The organism is Ruegeria sp. CDSC045 (genome assembly GCF_059610725.1).
Window position 1 is genome coordinate 117,569 of the sequence record NZ_JBXWOE010000011.1, and the last position, 16,565, is coordinate 134,133.

Here is a 16,565-nt window from a genome sequence, read left to right on the forward strand (position 1 = left end):
GATGTCGGTTTGCTGCCGTGGACAATTCCCCAGCCCTCCGTTTGGAGTCGGATCTACCCGCGTAAAACGCTATGCAGCCAAAAAGAAAACCTTTTTTGGGCCCGCCAAGAGTTTAGGATCGAAACATGCGATATGTGATTCTCTGCACCTTTCTGGCCAGCCCCACCCTAGCCGATCCGCCAACGATCGAGCAGGTCAACGCCTCGTCCAGCGGTGGCAGTTGGCGTTTCGACGTGACGATCCGGCATCCGGACACCGGATGGGATCACTATGCCGATGGCTGGCGTGTGCTGGATATGGATGGGAATGAGCTGGGGATGCGTGTGTTGCATCACCCGCATGAGACGGAACAGCCCTTTACCCGCTCGCTGGGCGGGGTGGCAATTCCGGATGGTACATCGCAGGTCCAGATACAGGCCCGTTGCAGCGTGGATGGCTGGGCGGACGAAACCATTGTTGTGCCGCTGAACTGACCTCAGAACACGCCCAACGCCAGCCCTGCGGCCATCGCCTGCCCCAAGTCGCGGCATGCCTGCAGCGCCTCTTCGGGGATGCGTTTTTCGGCCAGGATCGCCTCGGGCGTTTGTGCATGGGTGCATATGATCAACGGCAACTGAACTTCTTTCAGCCGCCATCCGGTTGCAATTCGGGCCGTCTGTCGTGCCGCATTCTGCCCGTCTGACCCGGCACAGATCATCTGGGCATAGGGGCGACCTTCGATGCGACCAAGAACCGGATAATAACAGCGGTCGTAAAACTCTTTCATCACGCCCGAAATCGCCGCCAGGTTTTCGGGTGCGCAGAAGATATAACCATCTGCGGTCAGCAGATCTTGGGGTCCGGCCCGCTCTGCGGGCTTCAAAACGGTGTCGGCCTCATCGCGCGCGCCTTCGGCTGCAGCTTCGGCCATCTGCCGGGCGCCGCCGGTGCGTGAATGGTAAACGATCAATAGCTGCGCCATGTCAGACCCGGTGATAGGGACCGCCCGACAGGATGGTTGCGGCCCGATAAAGTTGCTCGGCCAGCATCACACGGACCAGCATGTGGGGCCAGACCATGGACCCGAAAGAGATGGAGAAATCCGCCTCGGCGCGCAGATCAGGATCTATTCCGTCGGCACCGCCAATGATCAGCGCCAGATCCTGCCGCCCCGCATCGCGCCAACTGCCCAGCTTTTGGGCAAAATCGGGCGAGGACATCACCCGCCCCCGTTCATCCAGCGTGCAGATTACGGTGCCTTTGGGCAGCGCCTTGCGCAGCAATGTGGCCTCGGCCCCCATCCCTGCGTTTTTCTTGTCTTCGACCTCGATCACCCGCGCAGGCCCAAGGCCCAGCGCGCGGCCGGTCCGATCAAATCGGGTCAGGTAATCATCAAGCAGGGATTTCTCGGGTCCGGCGCGCAATCGCCCGACCGCAACTATGCTGATCCGCATATCTCTCTCGCCTCCGGCCCGTTAATGCAGGCCGGGATAGCGCCTCAGTTCGCCGAGGCGCTGCTGCCCGCAGGCTGCCACATCTTTTCCAGCTGATAGAATTCACGCACTTCGGGGCGGAAGATATGAACGACCACGTCGCCCGTATCGATCAGCACCCAGTCGCCAGCATCCTTGCCTTCGACCTTCGAGGTGAAACCGAATTCCTGCTTGATGCGATCCGTCAGCTTTTCCGCCATGGCCGAGACCTGACGGGTCGACCGACCCGAGGCAATAACCATGTGATCCGCGACGGACGACTTGCCCTGCAGGTTGATCTGCACGACGTCTTCGGCCTTGTCATCGGAAAGTGAGGAAAGGATACGTTCAAGCAGCTTGTCGCTGATTGACTGAGAGTGGGCCATCATGTTGGCCCCATCTTCGGCGGGCAAACCCGCCTGAGTGTGTAGAGACAGGACATAGTCCTCCTTTGCTGCGCGCCATGATATCCCGGCGCCGGGGTACTAATAAGGTAGCAAGGAGATTGCAACATTTCAATGAACACGGGGCGAAAGGGTCGCAACGATTGCTTAGTCGGTGGCAAGCTGTTGCGCATCGGTGTCGTCATTCAGCACGCGCACCTCTCGCTGCGGGAACGGGATCGAGATGCCTTCAGACTTGAATGCGTCCCACAGCGCCAGATAGACATTGCCCCGTATATTGGTCAGCCCTTTGGTCGGATCGCTGATCCAGAATCGCAGCACGTAATCCACGCTGCTGTCGCCGAACCCCGTAATGTGGCAGACCGCGTCATGTCCGCTGCCACTGAGCACACGCTCGACAGATTTAACCGCATGGATGGCCGTTGCCCGCACATTATGGGGGTCATCCGTGTAACTTGTGCCAAATGTCAGATCCAGCCGTACGAACCGGTCCGAATGCGACCAGTTCACCACCTGATTGGTGATCAAATCCTCGTTCGGGATCAGGTATTCGCGCCCATCCCGCGTTACCACCGAGACATAGCGCGCGCCCAGCGCGTTGATCCAGCCAAACGTGTCGCCCAGCGAAATCACATCGCCCGGTTTAATCGACCGATCCATCAGGATGATGATGCCCGAGATCAGATTCGACACCACTTTCTGCAAACCAAAGCCGATGCCGACACCAATGGCCCCCGACAACAGCGCAATACCAGTCAAATCAAAGCCCAGCGTCCGAATGGCGGCCATGAAGACGGCGCCATAGATGACGACCTGTAATCCCTTGGCCAACAAGACCTGCATTGACGGCGAGATATCGTCATTGCGTTTGAGGCCACGTTCAGCAGCACCGGTGCCAAGACGGGCCAGCGTCAACAACACGCCAATCAGCAAAAGCGCCTTGAGGATACCCAACGCCGAGAGGTGCAGATCCCCGATCGAGATCGCCACCCCATCCAGAAACCCAGCGACGTCATCGGTCAAGTTCAGCGCAATCAGCGTCGCATAAGCCCACATTGCCCATTTGAAAATTCGCCGCAGCGTCCGGTTTCGGACCAGACGGGCCACTAACGCAATCGCCAGCCAGGCGGTCGCCAATGTTGCCACCACCCCGATGATATAGCTGCGCGATGGCCAGGTGATCTGCTGCATCACCAGATACAGCATCCAGGACAGCGTGACGAAATAGACAAGCGTCAGACGCTGCATCAGCTGGATCAGCGTGCGCAACCGCCATTTGGGCCAACCAGAGCGGGCACGGGCCCAGGCCTCCCATCGGCCCTGCGTAACCAGCTTCAACACATAGGCCAGCGCCCAGAGACCCAGGATGATGACCAGCTGATGCTGACGCCAGCCCGGTGTAATGACCAGATCGACCAGTCTATCGAATTGCAGGGAAAAGGCCTCGATCATGGTCTGATACAGATCAGACAGCGAACTGGGTATCAGGTCTGGGTTCATGCACGTCTCCTGCTTGCCAGCTTGGACAGCGTTGACGCATGATGCAAGCCCGTCGCCGGATTGCGCCTTGATTGACGGACTGACGCGATATATCTGATGCGCATGAGACTCAATCTGACCCCAGCACCTACGTTGCAAGACCGCACGCGACTGCGTGAACGGTTCTTTGGGGCCGCCCGCACGGTTCTGGCCCGCCTATAAGCGGCGTCCAGCCACTCGCCAGCTAAATCTCAATACATACGGGAGAGGACCGATGTCCCCCAAAACACTCTATGACAAGATCTGGGATGCCCATGTCGCGCACGAAGCCGATGATGGCACCTGCCTGCTGTATATCGACCGCCATCTGGTCCACGAAGTGACCAGCCCGCAGGCGTTCGAAGGCCTGCGTATGGCGGGTCGCCCGGTACGCGCACCGGAAAAGACCATCGCGGTACCGGATCACAACGTGCCCACCACGCCGGATCGCGTGAACGGCATCGAAAACCCCGAATCGCGCATTCAGGTCGAAGCACTGGACAAGAACGCCAAGGATTTCGGCATTCACTATTACCCGGTGAATGACGTTCGCCAGGGCATCGTGCATATCGTCGGACCCGAACAGGGTTGGACCCTGCCCGGCATGACTGTTGTTTGCGGCGACAGCCACACCGCTACCCATGGCGCGTTTGGTGCTCTGGCCCATGGCATCGGCACCTCTGAGGTCGAGCATGTTCTGGCCACGCAAACCCTGATCCAGAAGAAATCCAAGAACATGAAGGTGGAAATCACCGGCACACTGCAGCCGGGCGTGACCGCCAAGGATATCACTCTGGCCGTGATCGGCGAGACCGGTACCGCCGGCGGCACCGGCTATGTCATCGAATATTGCGGCGAAGCGATCCGCAATCTGTCGATGGAAGGCCGCATGACCGTCTGCAACATGGCCATCGAAGGCGGCGCCCGCGCCGGCCTGATCGCCCCGGATGAGACCACGTTCGAATATGTCAAAGGCCGCCCACACGCGCCGAAAGGGGCCCAGTGGGAAGCGGCGATGGACTGGTGGAAAACGCTGTTCACCGACGAAGACGCGCATTTCGACAAGGTCATCACCCTGCGCGGCGAAGACATCGCGCCGGTCGTCACCTGGGGCACCAGCCCCGAGGACGTGCTGCCGATCACTGCATCCGTGCCTCACCCCGAGGATTTCGAAGGCGGCAAAGTCGATGCGGCCCGCCGGTCGATCGAATATATGGGTCTGGAAGCCGGTCAGAAGCTCAGCGACGTTGAAATCGACACCGTCTTTATCGGGTCCTGCACCAACGGCCGCATCGAGGACCTGCGCGCCGCTGCCGAGATTCTGAAGGGCAAAAAGATCAAGGACGGGATGCGGGCGATGGTTGTGCCCGGTTCAGGCCTTGTCCGCGCGCAGGCCGAGGAAGAAGGTCTGGCCGAGATCTTCAAAGAGGCCGGGTTCGAATGGCGTCTGGCGGGATGTTCCATGTGCCTTGCGATGAACCCCGACCAGTTGCAACCGGGCGAGCGCTGCGCCGCGACCTCGAACCGCAACTTCGAAGGCCGTCAGGGCCGTGGCGGGCGCACCCACCTGCTAAGCCCCGCAATGGCTGCCGCAGCGGCAATCACAGGACGGCTGACAGACGTCCGCGAGTTGATGTAAGCTGCCCTCATAACTGGATATTTGAGGGATTTAAGACATGAGTGACTGGATCAAATGGCTCCTGATGGGGCTTCTGTCCATAGTGTTCGGCCTTTTTGTGCTGGGTGCGCCTGCAGTGGCGTCGATTGCCGTAACGGTGGTGACCGGCGTACTGCTGCTGATTTCAGGGGCATTGCAGGTGGTCGGCGGGTTCACCGTCGAGGGCACCGGCAACAAGATCCTGTCGCTTATTATGGGTGCGGTGATGCTGTTTCTGGGCTGGTCCTTCCTGGATCACCCGCTGCAGGGCACCGTGACGCTGGCCACGGTCTGCCTGATCCTGTTCATGGCAGGCGGTATTGCGCGGGTCATTTTGTCGTTCCAGATGAAAGGTACGCAGTATTTCTGGGCGACACTGATCTCGGGCGTGATGTCGATTGTTCTGGCGATGCTCATCTGGCGGTTCGCAGCAACCGATCCCGTCGTGCTGTTGCAACTGCTCGGCATCCTGCTGGGGATCGAAATGGTGTTCAACGGTCTGGGCCTGGTCTTCATGGCGCTCTTCATCAAAGACGCACCCAAAGGCGAAACAACTGAAGCGAAACAAGCTTAAACGCGGGGCATGGGCGCGGCCCTCCCCCGCAGGAGTGTAGACATGGAAAAGTTTGACAAAGTCCACGGGGTGGCCGCCCCGATGCCATTGATCAATATCGACACCGATATGATCATTCCGAAAGTGCACCTGAAAACGATCAAACGATCCGGCCTTGGCGTCGTACTGTTTGACGAGATGCGCTATCATGATCACGGCGGTGAGAATGAAGAGTTCATTCTGAACAAACCCGCTTATAGGCAAACCGAGATTCTGGTGGCCGGCGACAATTTCGGCTGCGGCTCATCGCGCGAACACGCGCCCTGGGCGATCAAGGATTTCGGCATCAAGGTTGTGATCTCGACCAGCTTTGCCGACATCTTCTTCAACAACTGCTTCAAGAACGGTATCCTGCCCATCGTGGTCGAGGAAGAACATCATGCAGTTCTGATGGAAGACGCGCATAGAGGCGAAAACGCCCGCATGACCGTGCATCTGGAAGATCAGCAGATCACCACATCCGATGGTGTCGTGATCGAATTCGAGGTGGATTCTCATCGTAAGCACTGCCTGCTGAACGGTCTGGACGATATTGGCCTGACGATGGAAAAAGACCATCACATCGAGAAATTCGAGGATCATGCGGGCCAGGCACGCCCCTGGGTGTGATTCTGGGAACGAATCTGTTGATACTCAACTTTATGGGGACGCCACGGCGTCCCCATTCGCCTTCTTGGGGTTCTGAACGGCGAAACCACTACATATAGGTCTCGACTTGAAACACACGTCGGATTTGCGTCAAAAATGATGCAATCCCGCACCAGTTGCGCCATCATTTTGCCCAAAATTGAGTGTTTTCTGCCACCTGGCTTGAGCGAAATGTCGCTTATCGCCAATGTCGGCGGGTACAGGCACCCACCATGGCAAAACATTGGTGAGAGATGACATCTGCTGCAACGGTAACGTGGCAGGCACAAGTTGGAATGAAGTCGGCAAAGAATCGGCTAATCCAGTTTGAAAGGGTTCGGATAGTGATTGCGCGCACAACAGGGGCGGCAATTCGGGGAATATTGGTTGCACTTTTGGTGCTGACACCCGCGTTGTACTTGCCCGTATCATCAACGAATGGGACCGAGATTGTCGTCTTTCTCGCCATTCTCGCGTTTTTCCTGACCTTCGCCGAATATAATTCGGCCTTCCCAAGCTTTATTGAATTTCGCGACGCACCACCAGTGAACCGCCTGCGCTTTGTTGGGCTGGTTTCGATGGTCGCTTTCCTGACGCTGATCTGCAAAAACGCCTATTCGCCGACAGAATTGACCTCAGGTTTTTATGTGATCGGGTTGGGCGTCGCCAATGTGGTCGATTTCCCCTATTCACCCGTGCGTCTGATCGTGTTGATGCTGCCTGTCAACGCAAGCGCGCCGCTGATCGAACTTGTTCGTATCGCTGCCAGTGTGGCCTATGTCGCAGCTATGGTCACAATCGCCAGTTTCTACTACGCGGTGAAAATACGTGGTTGGCCCACCGGAAACGGAGCCTTCAACGTCTGGACCAATCTGCCGCTGTTCGATCCGACCAAGGGTGGCGATGTCGTGACCCGTCTGCAGCGTGATGGACGGTTGAACATCTCGATCGGCGTCCTGCTGCCGTTTGTAATCCCGGCTCTGATCAAGATCCTGACCGATTATGTGAGCCCGATCTCGCTGAACAGCCCCCAGACGCTGATCTGGACGTTGAGCGCTTGGGCCTTTCTGCCTGCTAGCATGATCATGCGAGGAATGGCGACACTGCGCATTGCAAACCTGATTGTCGAAAAACGCCGCGCCTATTCTACGACTGAAACAACACAGACCGCATGATTCGTGTTTTTCTGCTGCTTTTGCTGCCATTCGCAGCACAGGCAGAGACGATACGCATAGCCACCTTCAACACCGAACTCAGCCGTAAAGGACCGGGCATTCTGCTGCGCGATATCCGGCGCGGGGATGCGCAGGTTCGTGCTGTGATGCGGGTGTTGATGGAAACCCAACCCGATATCGTTGCCTTGCAGGGCATCGACTGGGATCTCAATGGCGAAACGCTGACCGCATTCGGTGAGGCGCTGCACGACGAGGGGCTGGACTATCCCTATCACTTTACCGCCAAGCCTAATTCAGGAATGGAAACCAGTCTGGATCTGGACGGGGACGGGCAGGCCAATGGACCAAGAGATTCCCAAGGCTATGGCGAGTTCACCGGTCGGGGCGGGCTGGCCATTCTGTCCCGGTTTCCCATAGGCCATGACGTGCAGGATTTCTCGGGAGTACTGTGGCGCGACCTGCCGGGGGCTGATCTGCCGACGGTCGATGGCACGCCATTTCCCTCTGAAGCCGCCCAGCGCATTCAGCGACTGTCCTCGGTGGCACATTGGATCGTACCAATCGAGTCCCCGATCGGCCACCTGAACCTGATGACATTTCACGCGACCCCGCCCGTTTTCGACGGACCCGAGGACCGGAACGGGTTGCGCAATCGTGACGAAATTCGCTTGTGGAACGCTGTGCTGGACGGTGCTCTGGGCCCTGCCCCACTCGGGCCCTTCGTGATTGCTGGGGATGCAAATCTGGACCCCACGCGCGGGGAAGGCCGGAAAGAGGCTATCCAGGGCTTGCTGGCAGACCCGCGGTTGCAGGATGCAAGGCCTGCCACCCCCTCGGGGGCATTGGCCACGGTTGAGTGGAAAGCCGTCGGAGAGATGCGGGTTGATTACGTTCTGCCCTCGGCAGATCTACGCGTTGTGGATGCAGGCATCTTTTGGCCCGACACGGGCGCAGACTTGCGCGCAATCGCCGAACAGGCCAGCCGGCACCGGCTTGTCTGGGTGGACCTGGGACATCGCTAACGCTGGTCAGGCCCGGGCAGTTCTGACCAAGGTCGCGTTTTGCTTGGCTGTTTTCGGGATCCCAGAAGCCATCGCCGCGTCCAAGTCGGTCGTCTGAAATCCTGGGATAAGGTCGTCAAAGAATGCGCCGTCCAAACTATGCGGCAGATCCCATAGATAGCGCATCTCAACCAGATGTGGCGCCAACTTCCAGAAAGGCCGCAGTGCCTGAATCGGCCACCATTTCATGGGGCTGACAGCTATTTCGGCACCGGTCACCCGCGACAAGGATTGCGCAATATCCCGGCCGGTCAGGGTAAACCCGGCATAAGGAACCTCGCAGAAACGGGGAAGGTCCTGGCGGATATCAGCCAACGCAACGGCCGCTCGGGTCAGGTCGGGCAGATAGGCCCAGGCGTGTGGGATATCCGGGCGACCGGGATAAACCATCTTGCCGCGTGCCAAAGGCTTGATCATGACCTGATCGAACCAGTTCCCCGAGGCGCAAGTGTCAATGAAATCACCTGCCCTGAGAAGAATCGTTCTTACCGAGGATTTTCGATAGGCTTCTTCCATCTCAACCCGGATCCTGCCCAGGGGATTATGCGCCGCATGCGGTGTTGCACCCGACCATGGCCCCGGCGTTTGCGCGCCAAAAACATAGACATTGCCGGGAAGGATCACAGTTGCACCGTGATCCGCTGCCGCATTGATCACGTCACGATGCAGTTCGGGGACTTGTCGCGCCCAGTCCGGATAGGCCGGATTCCAGGCATTGACGACAACATCCACCCCTTCGACAGATCGCTTCAGGTCCTGCGTCTTGCGATCAAAGCAGTGTACGGTCCAGCCCGCCTCGCGAAAAGCTATTGCGGCATTGCGTCCAAACCGACCCGTCGCACCCAGAATAAGGACTGTTCCCGTCATATAAGCCTCCTCTTGTCCATCTAATATGAGCCATTCAGTTCAATTCAGGAATTGCCGCCAAACGCAGAACATGTATTCATTTTTGAATGGACAAATCTATCACCCACTCTGACTGGTCTCTGATCCAAAGCTTTCTGGCCGTAGCGGAAACCGGATCTTTGTCTGCCGCTGCCCGGCAGTTGAACCGCAGCCAGCCCACCCTGGGTCGCCAGATCCACGCACTTGAGGATGAGCTTGGCGTCTCGCTGTTTGACAGGCATGCGCGGGGCTTGAAGCTAAGCGAAGTTGGGGCGCAACTTTTCCCGATGGCGCAACAGATGCACGTAGCCATGAACGCGTTCAGCCTAGCGGCCGCAGGCCAGTCTCAGGAATTGGAAGGGTCGGTGCGCATCACCGCGTCGGTCTTTGCCTCTCATCACCTGCTGCCGCCGATTCTGGCCCAAATACGGGCAGAAGAACCCGCGATACAACTGGAACTGGTCGCCACCGATGCCACCGAGAACCTGCTCTACCGCGAGGCCGATATCGCAGTGCGGATGTTTCGGCCGGAACAGATGGACATCATCACGAAACATCTGGGGGAAATCAGACTGTGCTTTTGCGCAAGCCGGTCCTATCTGGATCGTGCCGGCCGCCCCAATTCCCCCGACGATCTGTTGAGCCATGACCTTGTCGGGTTTGATGCGAACGAGCAGATCATTATCGGCATGCGCGAAATGGGCTGGCCGGTGAACCGGGACAGCTTTGCCACACGCTGCGACTTTCAGACTGCCTATTGGGAACTGGTCCGCGCGGGCTGCGGTATCGGTTTTAGCGCCGTGAGAGTTGCCGAGGCCGACCCAGAGGTAGAGGTTTTGGACATAAACGTCGAAATCCCTGCGCTGCCGGTTTGGCTTGCCGCACCGCAGGCGATGCGGCAAACGACACGAATCCGACGAGTCTGGGATATGTTGGCCGAAGGGATAAAGGCCGATCTCTGACCGATTCACACTATCCGTGACGTAGCAAGGGCACGGAAACCCGATTTCCCGTCCGGAACCTGCGTTTAGGCCGGTTCGTCTCATTGACCCGATGCGGCGCAGGCGCTAGGGCCTTTGCTGTCAAACGCAAGGAGATCCTTCATGTCCAACCCCTCGCTCCTCATCCTGCCCGGAGACGGAATTGGCCCCGAAGTCATGGCCGAAGTGCGCCGTATCATCGACTGGTTCGGTGCCAAGCGCGGCCTGGAATTCGACGTGAGCGAGGATCTGGTCGGCGGTGCCGCCTATGACGCCCATGGCAAACCGCTGTCGGACGAAACCATGGCCAAGGCGCAGGAGGCGGACGCAGTTCTGCTGGGTGCTGTTGGTGGACCCAAATACGACGATCTGGATTTTAGCCTCAAGCCCGAGCGCGGCTTGCTACGGCTGCGCAAAGAGATGGACCTGTATTCGAACCTGCGCCCGGCACAATGCTTTGACGCGCTGGCGGATTTCTCGTCGCTGAAGAAAGACATCGTTGCCGGTCTGGATATCATGATCGTGCGCGAGCTGACCTCGGGCGTCTATTTCGGTGAGCCGCGCGGCATCTTCGAGGAAGGCAATGAACGCGTCGGCATCAACACCCAGCGCTATACCGAATCCGAGATCGAACGCGCCGCACGCTCGGCTTTTGAGCTGGCGATGCGCCGGAACAAGAAACTGTGCTCGATGGAAAAGGCCAATGTCATGGAATCCGGCATTCTATGGCGCGAAGTCGTAAACCGGGTCGCTCAGGACTATCCCGAGGTCGAGCTGAGCCACATGTATGCCGACAATGGCGCGATGCAGCTGGTGCGTGCGCCCAAGCAGTTTGATGTGATCGTCACTGACAACCTGTTTGGTGACATCCTGTCGGACTGTGCCGCGATGCTGACCGGTTCACTGGGCATGCTGCCGTCCGCCTCCTTGGGCTCACCAATGGCCAATGGCCGCCCCAAGGCGATGTACGAGCCGGTCCACGGTTCCGCCCCCGATATCGCCGGTCAGGGCAAAGCCAACCCGATCGCCTGTATCCTGAGCTTTGCCATGGCCCTGCGCTACAGCTTCGATCAGGGGGCCGAGGCTGACCGACTGGAAGCTGCGATCGAAAAAGTCCTGGCTGATGGCGTCCGCACCGGCGACCTGCTGGCGGATGAAGGCGTCACGCCGGTTTCCACCACGGAAATGGGCGACGCGATTCTGGCGGCGCTGGACGACAGCCTCTGATCAGAGGTCACACCCGAAAATAGAGGCGGCGCCAGATGCGCCGCCCAACTATAGCCGATGGCGTGGATCACTGGCACGTAGTCTGCTCGGGCTCTTGCCACGGACGACGTTAGTCTGCATTGAGCCCTTCGCAACAAATGCTGCGAACGGAACGAATGGCCGCTATGACGAGTTGGCTAGGAAGCAGTATGAGGTTTACCAAACTCAATGTTCGAAAAGGTTCTGTGTCTTTGGGCGTGGGGATCACCTGAAACACCTATGCAGCGATTAGGTGCATTCTTGATGATGTTGGTGTCTGTTTTTGCCGCCGCAATCACTTTGGGTGCTGTTTCTCAGGCTCTCGACAACACTTGGACCGTCTCAGGAGTAGCCGCAAGTGTATTTGGTGTCGGAGTGATGTCACTCTTACTCCCCACCGGGCTGGCACACGGTCTTGCGGCGGCTTTTCCTCTGATTTTTGATCGTTGGAAGCATAAGCGAAACATGCGATTGGGAGACTATGTGATGCTACAGCTGGATGGACTTAAGTTCTTTTATTCGCTTTTAGGTTGGGCTAGCTCAATTGGATTGGTCGCACTTATTGCGTTTCTGCTAGTGTCCTAGGTCGCATAGCCCGTCTCGTTTCGTCAAACACTGCAGCCATTTGAGGGTTTGTTCCAAATGACCGCAAAGTCCGCATATCAGAAATTGCCATGTTGGTAGCGGCAGAGCAGTTCAGAGATGGAATTCACGTTGATACGGATGCAAATCGCGCATTCTGCACCATGTGCTGTCATTGGCTGACCCTGCGCGCCGACTTTTCCTTGCCTACATCAGTTGCCAAAGATGTTGTTCAGTAGGTTGTTGATCGCATTTTCGAACCCATTGCCCTGATTGCGGCGCTGACGCCTGGGTTGCTCTTGCCGGACGGGCGGATCGGGGGCCAGCATTGGCAGCGGAGAGGGTGTCATCCCCTCGGTCACGCGCACCATCGTCTCTTTCCAAATCTCCGCAGGTAACCCGCCGCCGGTCACGCCGGACAGGGGGGTGTTGTCGTCATAACCCATCCAGACCCCGGCGACGTAATCGGCCGTGAACCCGATGAACCAGGCATCCCGCGCCGCCTGCGTGGTGCCAGTCTTACCTGCCACCTGCCAGCCGGGCAGTTTCGCGCGCCCGCCCGTGCCTTCGGACACGACACGTTCCATCATCCAGGTCAGTTGCTTGGCAGCCTTATCGTTGATCACCCGCTCACCGATGCCGGTGCTCGTCGCCATCAGAGGAGCGTCGTCTCCCAGCAGCTTCAGCTCGGTCAACCCATAGGGCTCAACCGCTGAGCCACCATTCAGGATACCGGCATAGGCCCCCGTCATCTCGATCAGCGTGCTTTCCGATGCGCCCAGCGCCAGCGCGGGTCCCTCGGCCAGATTGCTTTCAATGCCGAACTCACTGGCGACGGTACGGACATTTTCAAGACCGGCAACCTCGGCCACTTTCACGGCCGGGATGTTCAACGAGTTCTTGAGGGCATCAGCAAGCGTGACGCGCCCATAATGCTTGTTGGTGTAGTTCTTGGGGCACCATTGCCCCGAACCGGCGATATTGATGCAATAGGGCTCGTCCACCACCGTATCCAGCGGCGAATAGCCCAGTTCCAGCGCGGTGGCATAAACGAAGGGTTTGAAGGATGATCCGGTTTGCCTCAGCGCCTGTGTGGCCCGGTTGAATGCGCCCGATACGCGGGTCTTGCGCCCGCCGACCATCGCCCGCACGGCCCCATCTGCGGACATCACCACGATGGCAGCTTGCGCCTTGGACCCTTCGCGCACCTTTTCCTCAAAGATGTATTTCAACGCCTCTTCTGCGGATTTCTGCAGGCGCTGGTCCAGCGTGGTTCGGATCACCACATCATCGGTGGTGTCCGAGCCGAAAAAGCTGGGCAATTCCGTGATGACCCAATCGGCAAAATACCCACCGGCGCGTGCAGCCGCAGCCTCGGACAGTTGCGCTGGGTTGCTGCGCGCGCCACTGGCCTGGGCCGAGGACAGATAGCCCTGCGCCTCCATCAGCCCGATCACCAACTGCGCCCGATCCTGCGAGCGTTGCAGGTTGTTTGTCGGCGCATAGCGCGTCGGCGCCACCAGCAGACCGGCCAGCATCGCCGCCTGCGAGGGGCTGACCTCGGCTGCGGAGATTCCGAAATAGCGCTGGCTTGCGGCCTCAAATCCGCGTGCGCCAGATCCCAGGAAGGCGCGGTTCAGATAGATGGTCAGGATTTCATCCTTGGAGTATTTGACCTCCATCGCCATCGCATAGACAGCCTCTTTGCCCTTGCGCCACAGGGATCCCTGACGGCAATCAGCCTCATAGGCGGCCTCAGACTCCCATTCGCTGGGCACATAAGGCACGCCCAGACACAACAGCTTGGCCGTCTGCTGGGTGATCGTCGACCCGCCATGGCCAGACAAAGGCCCGCGTCCTTCGCGCAGGTTGATACGCACAGCGCTAGCGACACCCCGAGGACTGACGCCGAAATGGCGGTAGAATCGCTTGTCCTCGGTGGCGACCACTGCATTTTTCAGATACGGAGAAACCGTGTCCGCGGTGATTACCCCGCCGAACTGATCCCCACGCCAGGCAAAGACTTTGCCATCCCGATCCAACAACGTGACCGACCCGCGCGCGCGCCCGTCTAGCAAAGCATCGACATCAGGCAAAGAGGTATAGACAACCCCGACAGCCAGCGCCAGCAACAGAGCGCCCACAGCGCCCACGCGCCAGCTTACCCCCCAGATCAGGCGCCAGACCCAGCGAAACAACCGGCGAAAAAAGCCACCACCACCGCCGGATTTCCGGCGTGTCTTTCTCCGTGTGCTTTTGCGGGTTGTCGTTTTGCGCGCCGCAGCCTTTTTGCCTGCGGGTTTCGCAGTGCGTTTGGTCGCCGTGGGTTTTCGCCCCTTCGACGCGTATCTTTTGTCCGCCACAAGCGGTGCCTTGCGGCGCCTGGACTCAGTCATGCTCAAACTCTGCCCGGTTATCGTTTTGAGGCACCATACCCTGCTATACCGATGAAGTAGAGGTCTGAATTTCCGGAATACACCCTCTCTAACTCGCCTATAATTTAGTCGATATGCAGAATCTGTGCAAAAATTGTGCACTCACTCACCAATTCCTCCCGAATTTGACCACTGAACCGTTCCTTACACAGCTTCGGCACGCTCTTTTTCTGCAGGTGCAAACACGCCGGACAGACCGGGGAAGCAGAGGGGAACAGCGTGAAACTGATTATTGCAACAATCAAACCGTTCAAGCTCGAGGAGGTGCGCGAGGCACTGACCGACGCGGGCATACGCGGCATGATGGTAACCGAGATCAAGGGCTTCGGCTCGCAATCGGGGCACACGGAAATCTATCGCGGCGCCGAATACGCGGTGAACTTTGTACCCAAGATCAAGCTTGAGATCGTGGTGCCCGCCATGATGGCCGACCAGATCGTAGAAACCATCACCAAATCCGCCAAGACCGGCAAGATCGGCGACGGCAAGATTTTCGTCCTCGACGTTGAGCAGGCCCTGCGCGTGCGGACCGGGGAAACGAACGAAGAGGCGCTGTAAGCGCCCCCACTCAACACTATTCGAGGACTGACAATGAACCTGATGAAATCTCTCATCCCTGCCGCCGCGATCGTCGCGCTGCCGCAGATTGGCCTAGCGCAGGAGGCCGCCACCGGCGAAGCCGCGCTGCACACACAATACATCTTCACCACGCTGCTGTTTCTGATGGCAGGGTTCCTGGTGTTCTTCATGGCCGCCGGCTTTGCCATGCTCGAAGGCGGGCTGGTGCGGTCGAAAAACGTGGCCATGCAGATGATCAAGAACGTGGCGCTGTTTTCGTTTGCCGCGATCATGTACTGGCTGATCGGCTTCAACCTGATGTACCCCGGCGACGGCTGGACCATCGCGGGGTGGGTTGGACCGTTCTTCAAAACCACGGTCCTGGATCCGGTGGGCGTGGGTGCTGACGCCGCGGCATTGGATTATGCTTCGGTTGGTTCGGACTTCTTCTTCCAGCTGGTGTTTGTGGCTGCAACCGCGTCGATCGTATCGGGTGCTGTAGCTGAACGTATCAAACTGTGGCCCTTCCTGGTTTTCGTGATTGTTCTGACCGGCGTCATGTACCCGATCTCAGGCTCGTGGCAGTGGGGCGGCGGCTGGTTGTCCGAGGCTGGTTTCTCGGATTTTGCCGGCTCGACCATCGTGCATTCGGTTGGCGGCTGGGCGGCTCTGGCAGGTGCCCTGATCCTGGGTCCGCGGATTGGCAAGTACAAAGACGGCAAGGTTCATCCGATGCCCGGTTCGAACCTGGCGCTGGCCACTTTGGGGACATTCATCCTGTGGCTGGGGTGGTTCGGCTTCAACGGCGGCTCGCAGCTGGCGATGGGAACCGTGGGTGACGTATCCGACGTGTCGCGGATCTTTGCTAACACCAACATGGCCGCAGCGGCAGGCGCAGTGGCAGCCCTGATCCTGACACAGCTGCTGTACAAAAAGCCTGATCTGACCATGGTGCTGAACGGAGCGCTGGCCGGCCTGGTGTCAATCACTGCGGAACCGCTGGCCCCGACGCTATTCGGCGCGCTGTGGATCGGTGCCGTAGGCGGCATCATCGTGGTCTTTGCGGTTCCGATGCTGGACAAGTTCAAGATCGACGACGTTGTCGGTGCCATCCCGGTTCACCTGTTCGCCGGGATCTGGGGCACCATCGCCGTGATCTTTTACGGCGAAGCCAGCCTGGGTACGCAACTGTTGGGTATCCTCGCCTACGGTCTGTTTACCTTTGTCGGCGCTTTGATCCTGTGGTCGATCCTGAAGGCCACCGTCGGCATTCGAGTCAGCGAAGAGGATGAGATCAACGGCCTGGACATGGCGGAACTGGGCATGGAAGCGTACCCAGAGTTCTCAAAGGGCTGATATCCAACCCAATCCAAC

Annotated in this window: 17 protein-coding genes; 11 read left to right on the forward strand and 6 right to left on the reverse strand. The window is 58.6% G+C overall.

Features of this window, described 5'->3' with window-relative positions; genetic code table 11:
• Window positions 1-125 precede the first annotated feature (125 nt).
• The gene (locus AC2FH6_RS17690) at window positions 126-473 is read left to right on the forward strand and encodes a hypothetical protein (RefSeq protein WP_142638371.1); all 348 of its coding nucleotides are present in this window, start codon (window positions 126-128) and stop codon (window positions 471-473) included.
• A 2-nt stretch (window positions 474-475) separates the two neighbouring features.
• Here AC2FH6_RS17690 and AC2FH6_RS17695 read toward each other — a convergent pair whose 3' ends face one another.
• The 4 genes from AC2FH6_RS17695 to AC2FH6_RS17710 all read right to left on the reverse strand — a co-directional run bounded on the left by AC2FH6_RS17695 (window position 476) and on the right by AC2FH6_RS17710 (window position 3,355).
• A complete protein-coding gene (locus AC2FH6_RS17695) occupies window positions 476-961 on the reverse strand; it encodes a flavodoxin family protein (protein ID WP_496703783.1) in 486 nt (161 codons plus the stop codon).
• 1 nt (window position 962) lies between these two features.
• Entirely contained in the window at window positions 963-1,433 is a 471-nt protein-coding gene (gene rlmH / locus AC2FH6_RS17700; protein WP_496703039.1) for a 23S rRNA (pseudouridine(1915)-N(3))-methyltransferase RlmH, read from the reverse strand.
• A 44-nt stretch (window positions 1,434-1,477) separates the two neighbouring features.
• Window positions 1,478-1,840 (reverse strand): ribosome silencing factor, encoded by a 363-nt coding sequence (gene rsfS / locus AC2FH6_RS17705; protein ID WP_496692685.1) that lies wholly within the window; start codon window positions 1,838-1,840, stop codon window positions 1,478-1,480.
• 162 nt (window positions 1,841-2,002) lie between these two features.
• Window positions 2,003-3,355: a mechanosensitive ion channel family protein gene (locus tag AC2FH6_RS17710; RefSeq protein ID WP_496692684.1), complete on the reverse strand. Its 1,353-nt coding sequence runs from the start codon at window positions 3,353-3,355 to the stop codon at window positions 2,003-2,005.
• Window positions 3,356-3,608: 253 nt separating this feature from the next.
• Here AC2FH6_RS17710 and leuC point away from each other — a divergent pair, with 253 nt between their 5' ends.
• From leuC to AC2FH6_RS17735, 5 genes are all read left to right on the forward strand, one after another.
• Complete coding sequence (leuC, locus tag AC2FH6_RS17715; protein WP_496697309.1) at window positions 3,609-5,012, forward strand: 3-isopropylmalate dehydratase large subunit; 1,404 nt, start codon at window positions 3,609-3,611, stop codon at window positions 5,010-5,012.
• A gap of 37 nt (window positions 5,013-5,049) precedes the next feature.
• Window positions 5,050-5,604 carry an HdeD family acid-resistance protein gene (locus AC2FH6_RS17720; protein ID WP_271950915.1) on the forward strand — a complete coding sequence of 185 codons (555 nt, stop codon included), beginning with the start codon at window positions 5,050-5,052 and terminating at the stop codon, window positions 5,602-5,604.
• 42 nt (window positions 5,605-5,646) lie between these two features.
• Window positions 5,647-6,252 (forward strand): 3-isopropylmalate dehydratase small subunit, encoded by a 606-nt coding sequence (gene leuD / locus AC2FH6_RS17725; RefSeq protein ID WP_142638386.1) that lies wholly within the window; start codon window positions 5,647-5,649, stop codon window positions 6,250-6,252.
• A gap of 362 nt (window positions 6,253-6,614) precedes the next feature.
• Complete coding sequence (locus AC2FH6_RS17730) at window positions 6,615-7,445, forward strand: hypothetical protein (protein ID WP_496692682.1); 831 nt, start codon at window positions 6,615-6,617, stop codon at window positions 7,443-7,445.
• The gene (locus tag AC2FH6_RS17735; protein ID WP_496703784.1) at window positions 7,442-8,467 is read left to right on the forward strand and encodes an endonuclease/exonuclease/phosphatase family protein; all 1,026 of its coding nucleotides are present in this window, start codon (window positions 7,442-7,444) and stop codon (window positions 8,465-8,467) included. Before AC2FH6_RS17730 ends, AC2FH6_RS17735 begins: the two co-directional genes overlap by 4 nt.
• Window positions 8,468-8,473: 6 nt before the next feature.
• On the opposite strand, the gene AC2FH6_RS17740 is transcribed toward AC2FH6_RS17735, so the two are convergent.
• Window positions 8,474-9,373, reverse strand: a complete 900-nt coding sequence (locus AC2FH6_RS17740) for a sugar nucleotide-binding protein (RefSeq protein WP_496703785.1) — start codon at window positions 9,371-9,373, stop codon at window positions 8,474-8,476.
• An 86-nt stretch (window positions 9,374-9,459) separates the two neighbouring features.
• Here AC2FH6_RS17740 and AC2FH6_RS17745 point away from each other — a divergent pair, with 86 nt between their 5' ends.
• The 3 genes from AC2FH6_RS17745 (at window position 9,460) to AC2FH6_RS17755 (ending at window position 12,201) form a co-directional block, all read left to right on the forward strand.
• Window positions 9,460-10,353 (forward strand): LysR family transcriptional regulator, encoded by an 894-nt coding sequence (locus tag AC2FH6_RS17745; RefSeq protein WP_496703786.1) that lies wholly within the window; start codon window positions 9,460-9,462, stop codon window positions 10,351-10,353.
• A 141-nt stretch (window positions 10,354-10,494) separates the two neighbouring features.
• Window positions 10,495-11,598 (forward strand): 3-isopropylmalate dehydrogenase, encoded by a 1,104-nt coding sequence (gene leuB / locus AC2FH6_RS17750; protein WP_142638396.1) that lies wholly within the window; start codon window positions 10,495-10,497, stop codon window positions 11,596-11,598.
• Window positions 11,599-11,805: 207 nt separating this feature from the next.
• Window positions 11,806-12,201, forward strand: coding sequence for a hypothetical protein (locus tag AC2FH6_RS17755; RefSeq protein WP_496703787.1), 396 nt, complete (start codon window positions 11,806-11,808; stop codon window positions 12,199-12,201).
• Window positions 12,202-12,410: 209 nt separating this feature from the next.
• Here the strand turns inward: AC2FH6_RS17755 and AC2FH6_RS17760 are convergent, their stop codons facing one another.
• Entirely contained in the window at window positions 12,411-14,594 is a 2,184-nt protein-coding gene (locus AC2FH6_RS17760) for a transglycosylase domain-containing protein (RefSeq protein ID WP_496703788.1), read from the reverse strand.
• Window positions 14,595-14,852: 258 nt separating this feature from the next.
• On the opposite strand from AC2FH6_RS17760, the gene AC2FH6_RS17765 reads away from it, so the two are divergent.
• Both AC2FH6_RS17765 and AC2FH6_RS17770 read left to right on the forward strand, forming a co-directional pair.
• The gene (locus AC2FH6_RS17765; RefSeq protein ID WP_496694078.1) at window positions 14,853-15,191 is read left to right on the forward strand and encodes a P-II family nitrogen regulator; all 339 of its coding nucleotides are present in this window, start codon (window positions 14,853-14,855) and stop codon (window positions 15,189-15,191) included.
• A 33-nt stretch (window positions 15,192-15,224) separates the two neighbouring features.
• Entirely contained in the window at window positions 15,225-16,547 is a 1,323-nt protein-coding gene (locus tag AC2FH6_RS17770; protein WP_281973849.1) for an ammonium transporter, read from the forward strand.
• Window positions 16,548-16,565: the final 18 nt, after the last annotated feature.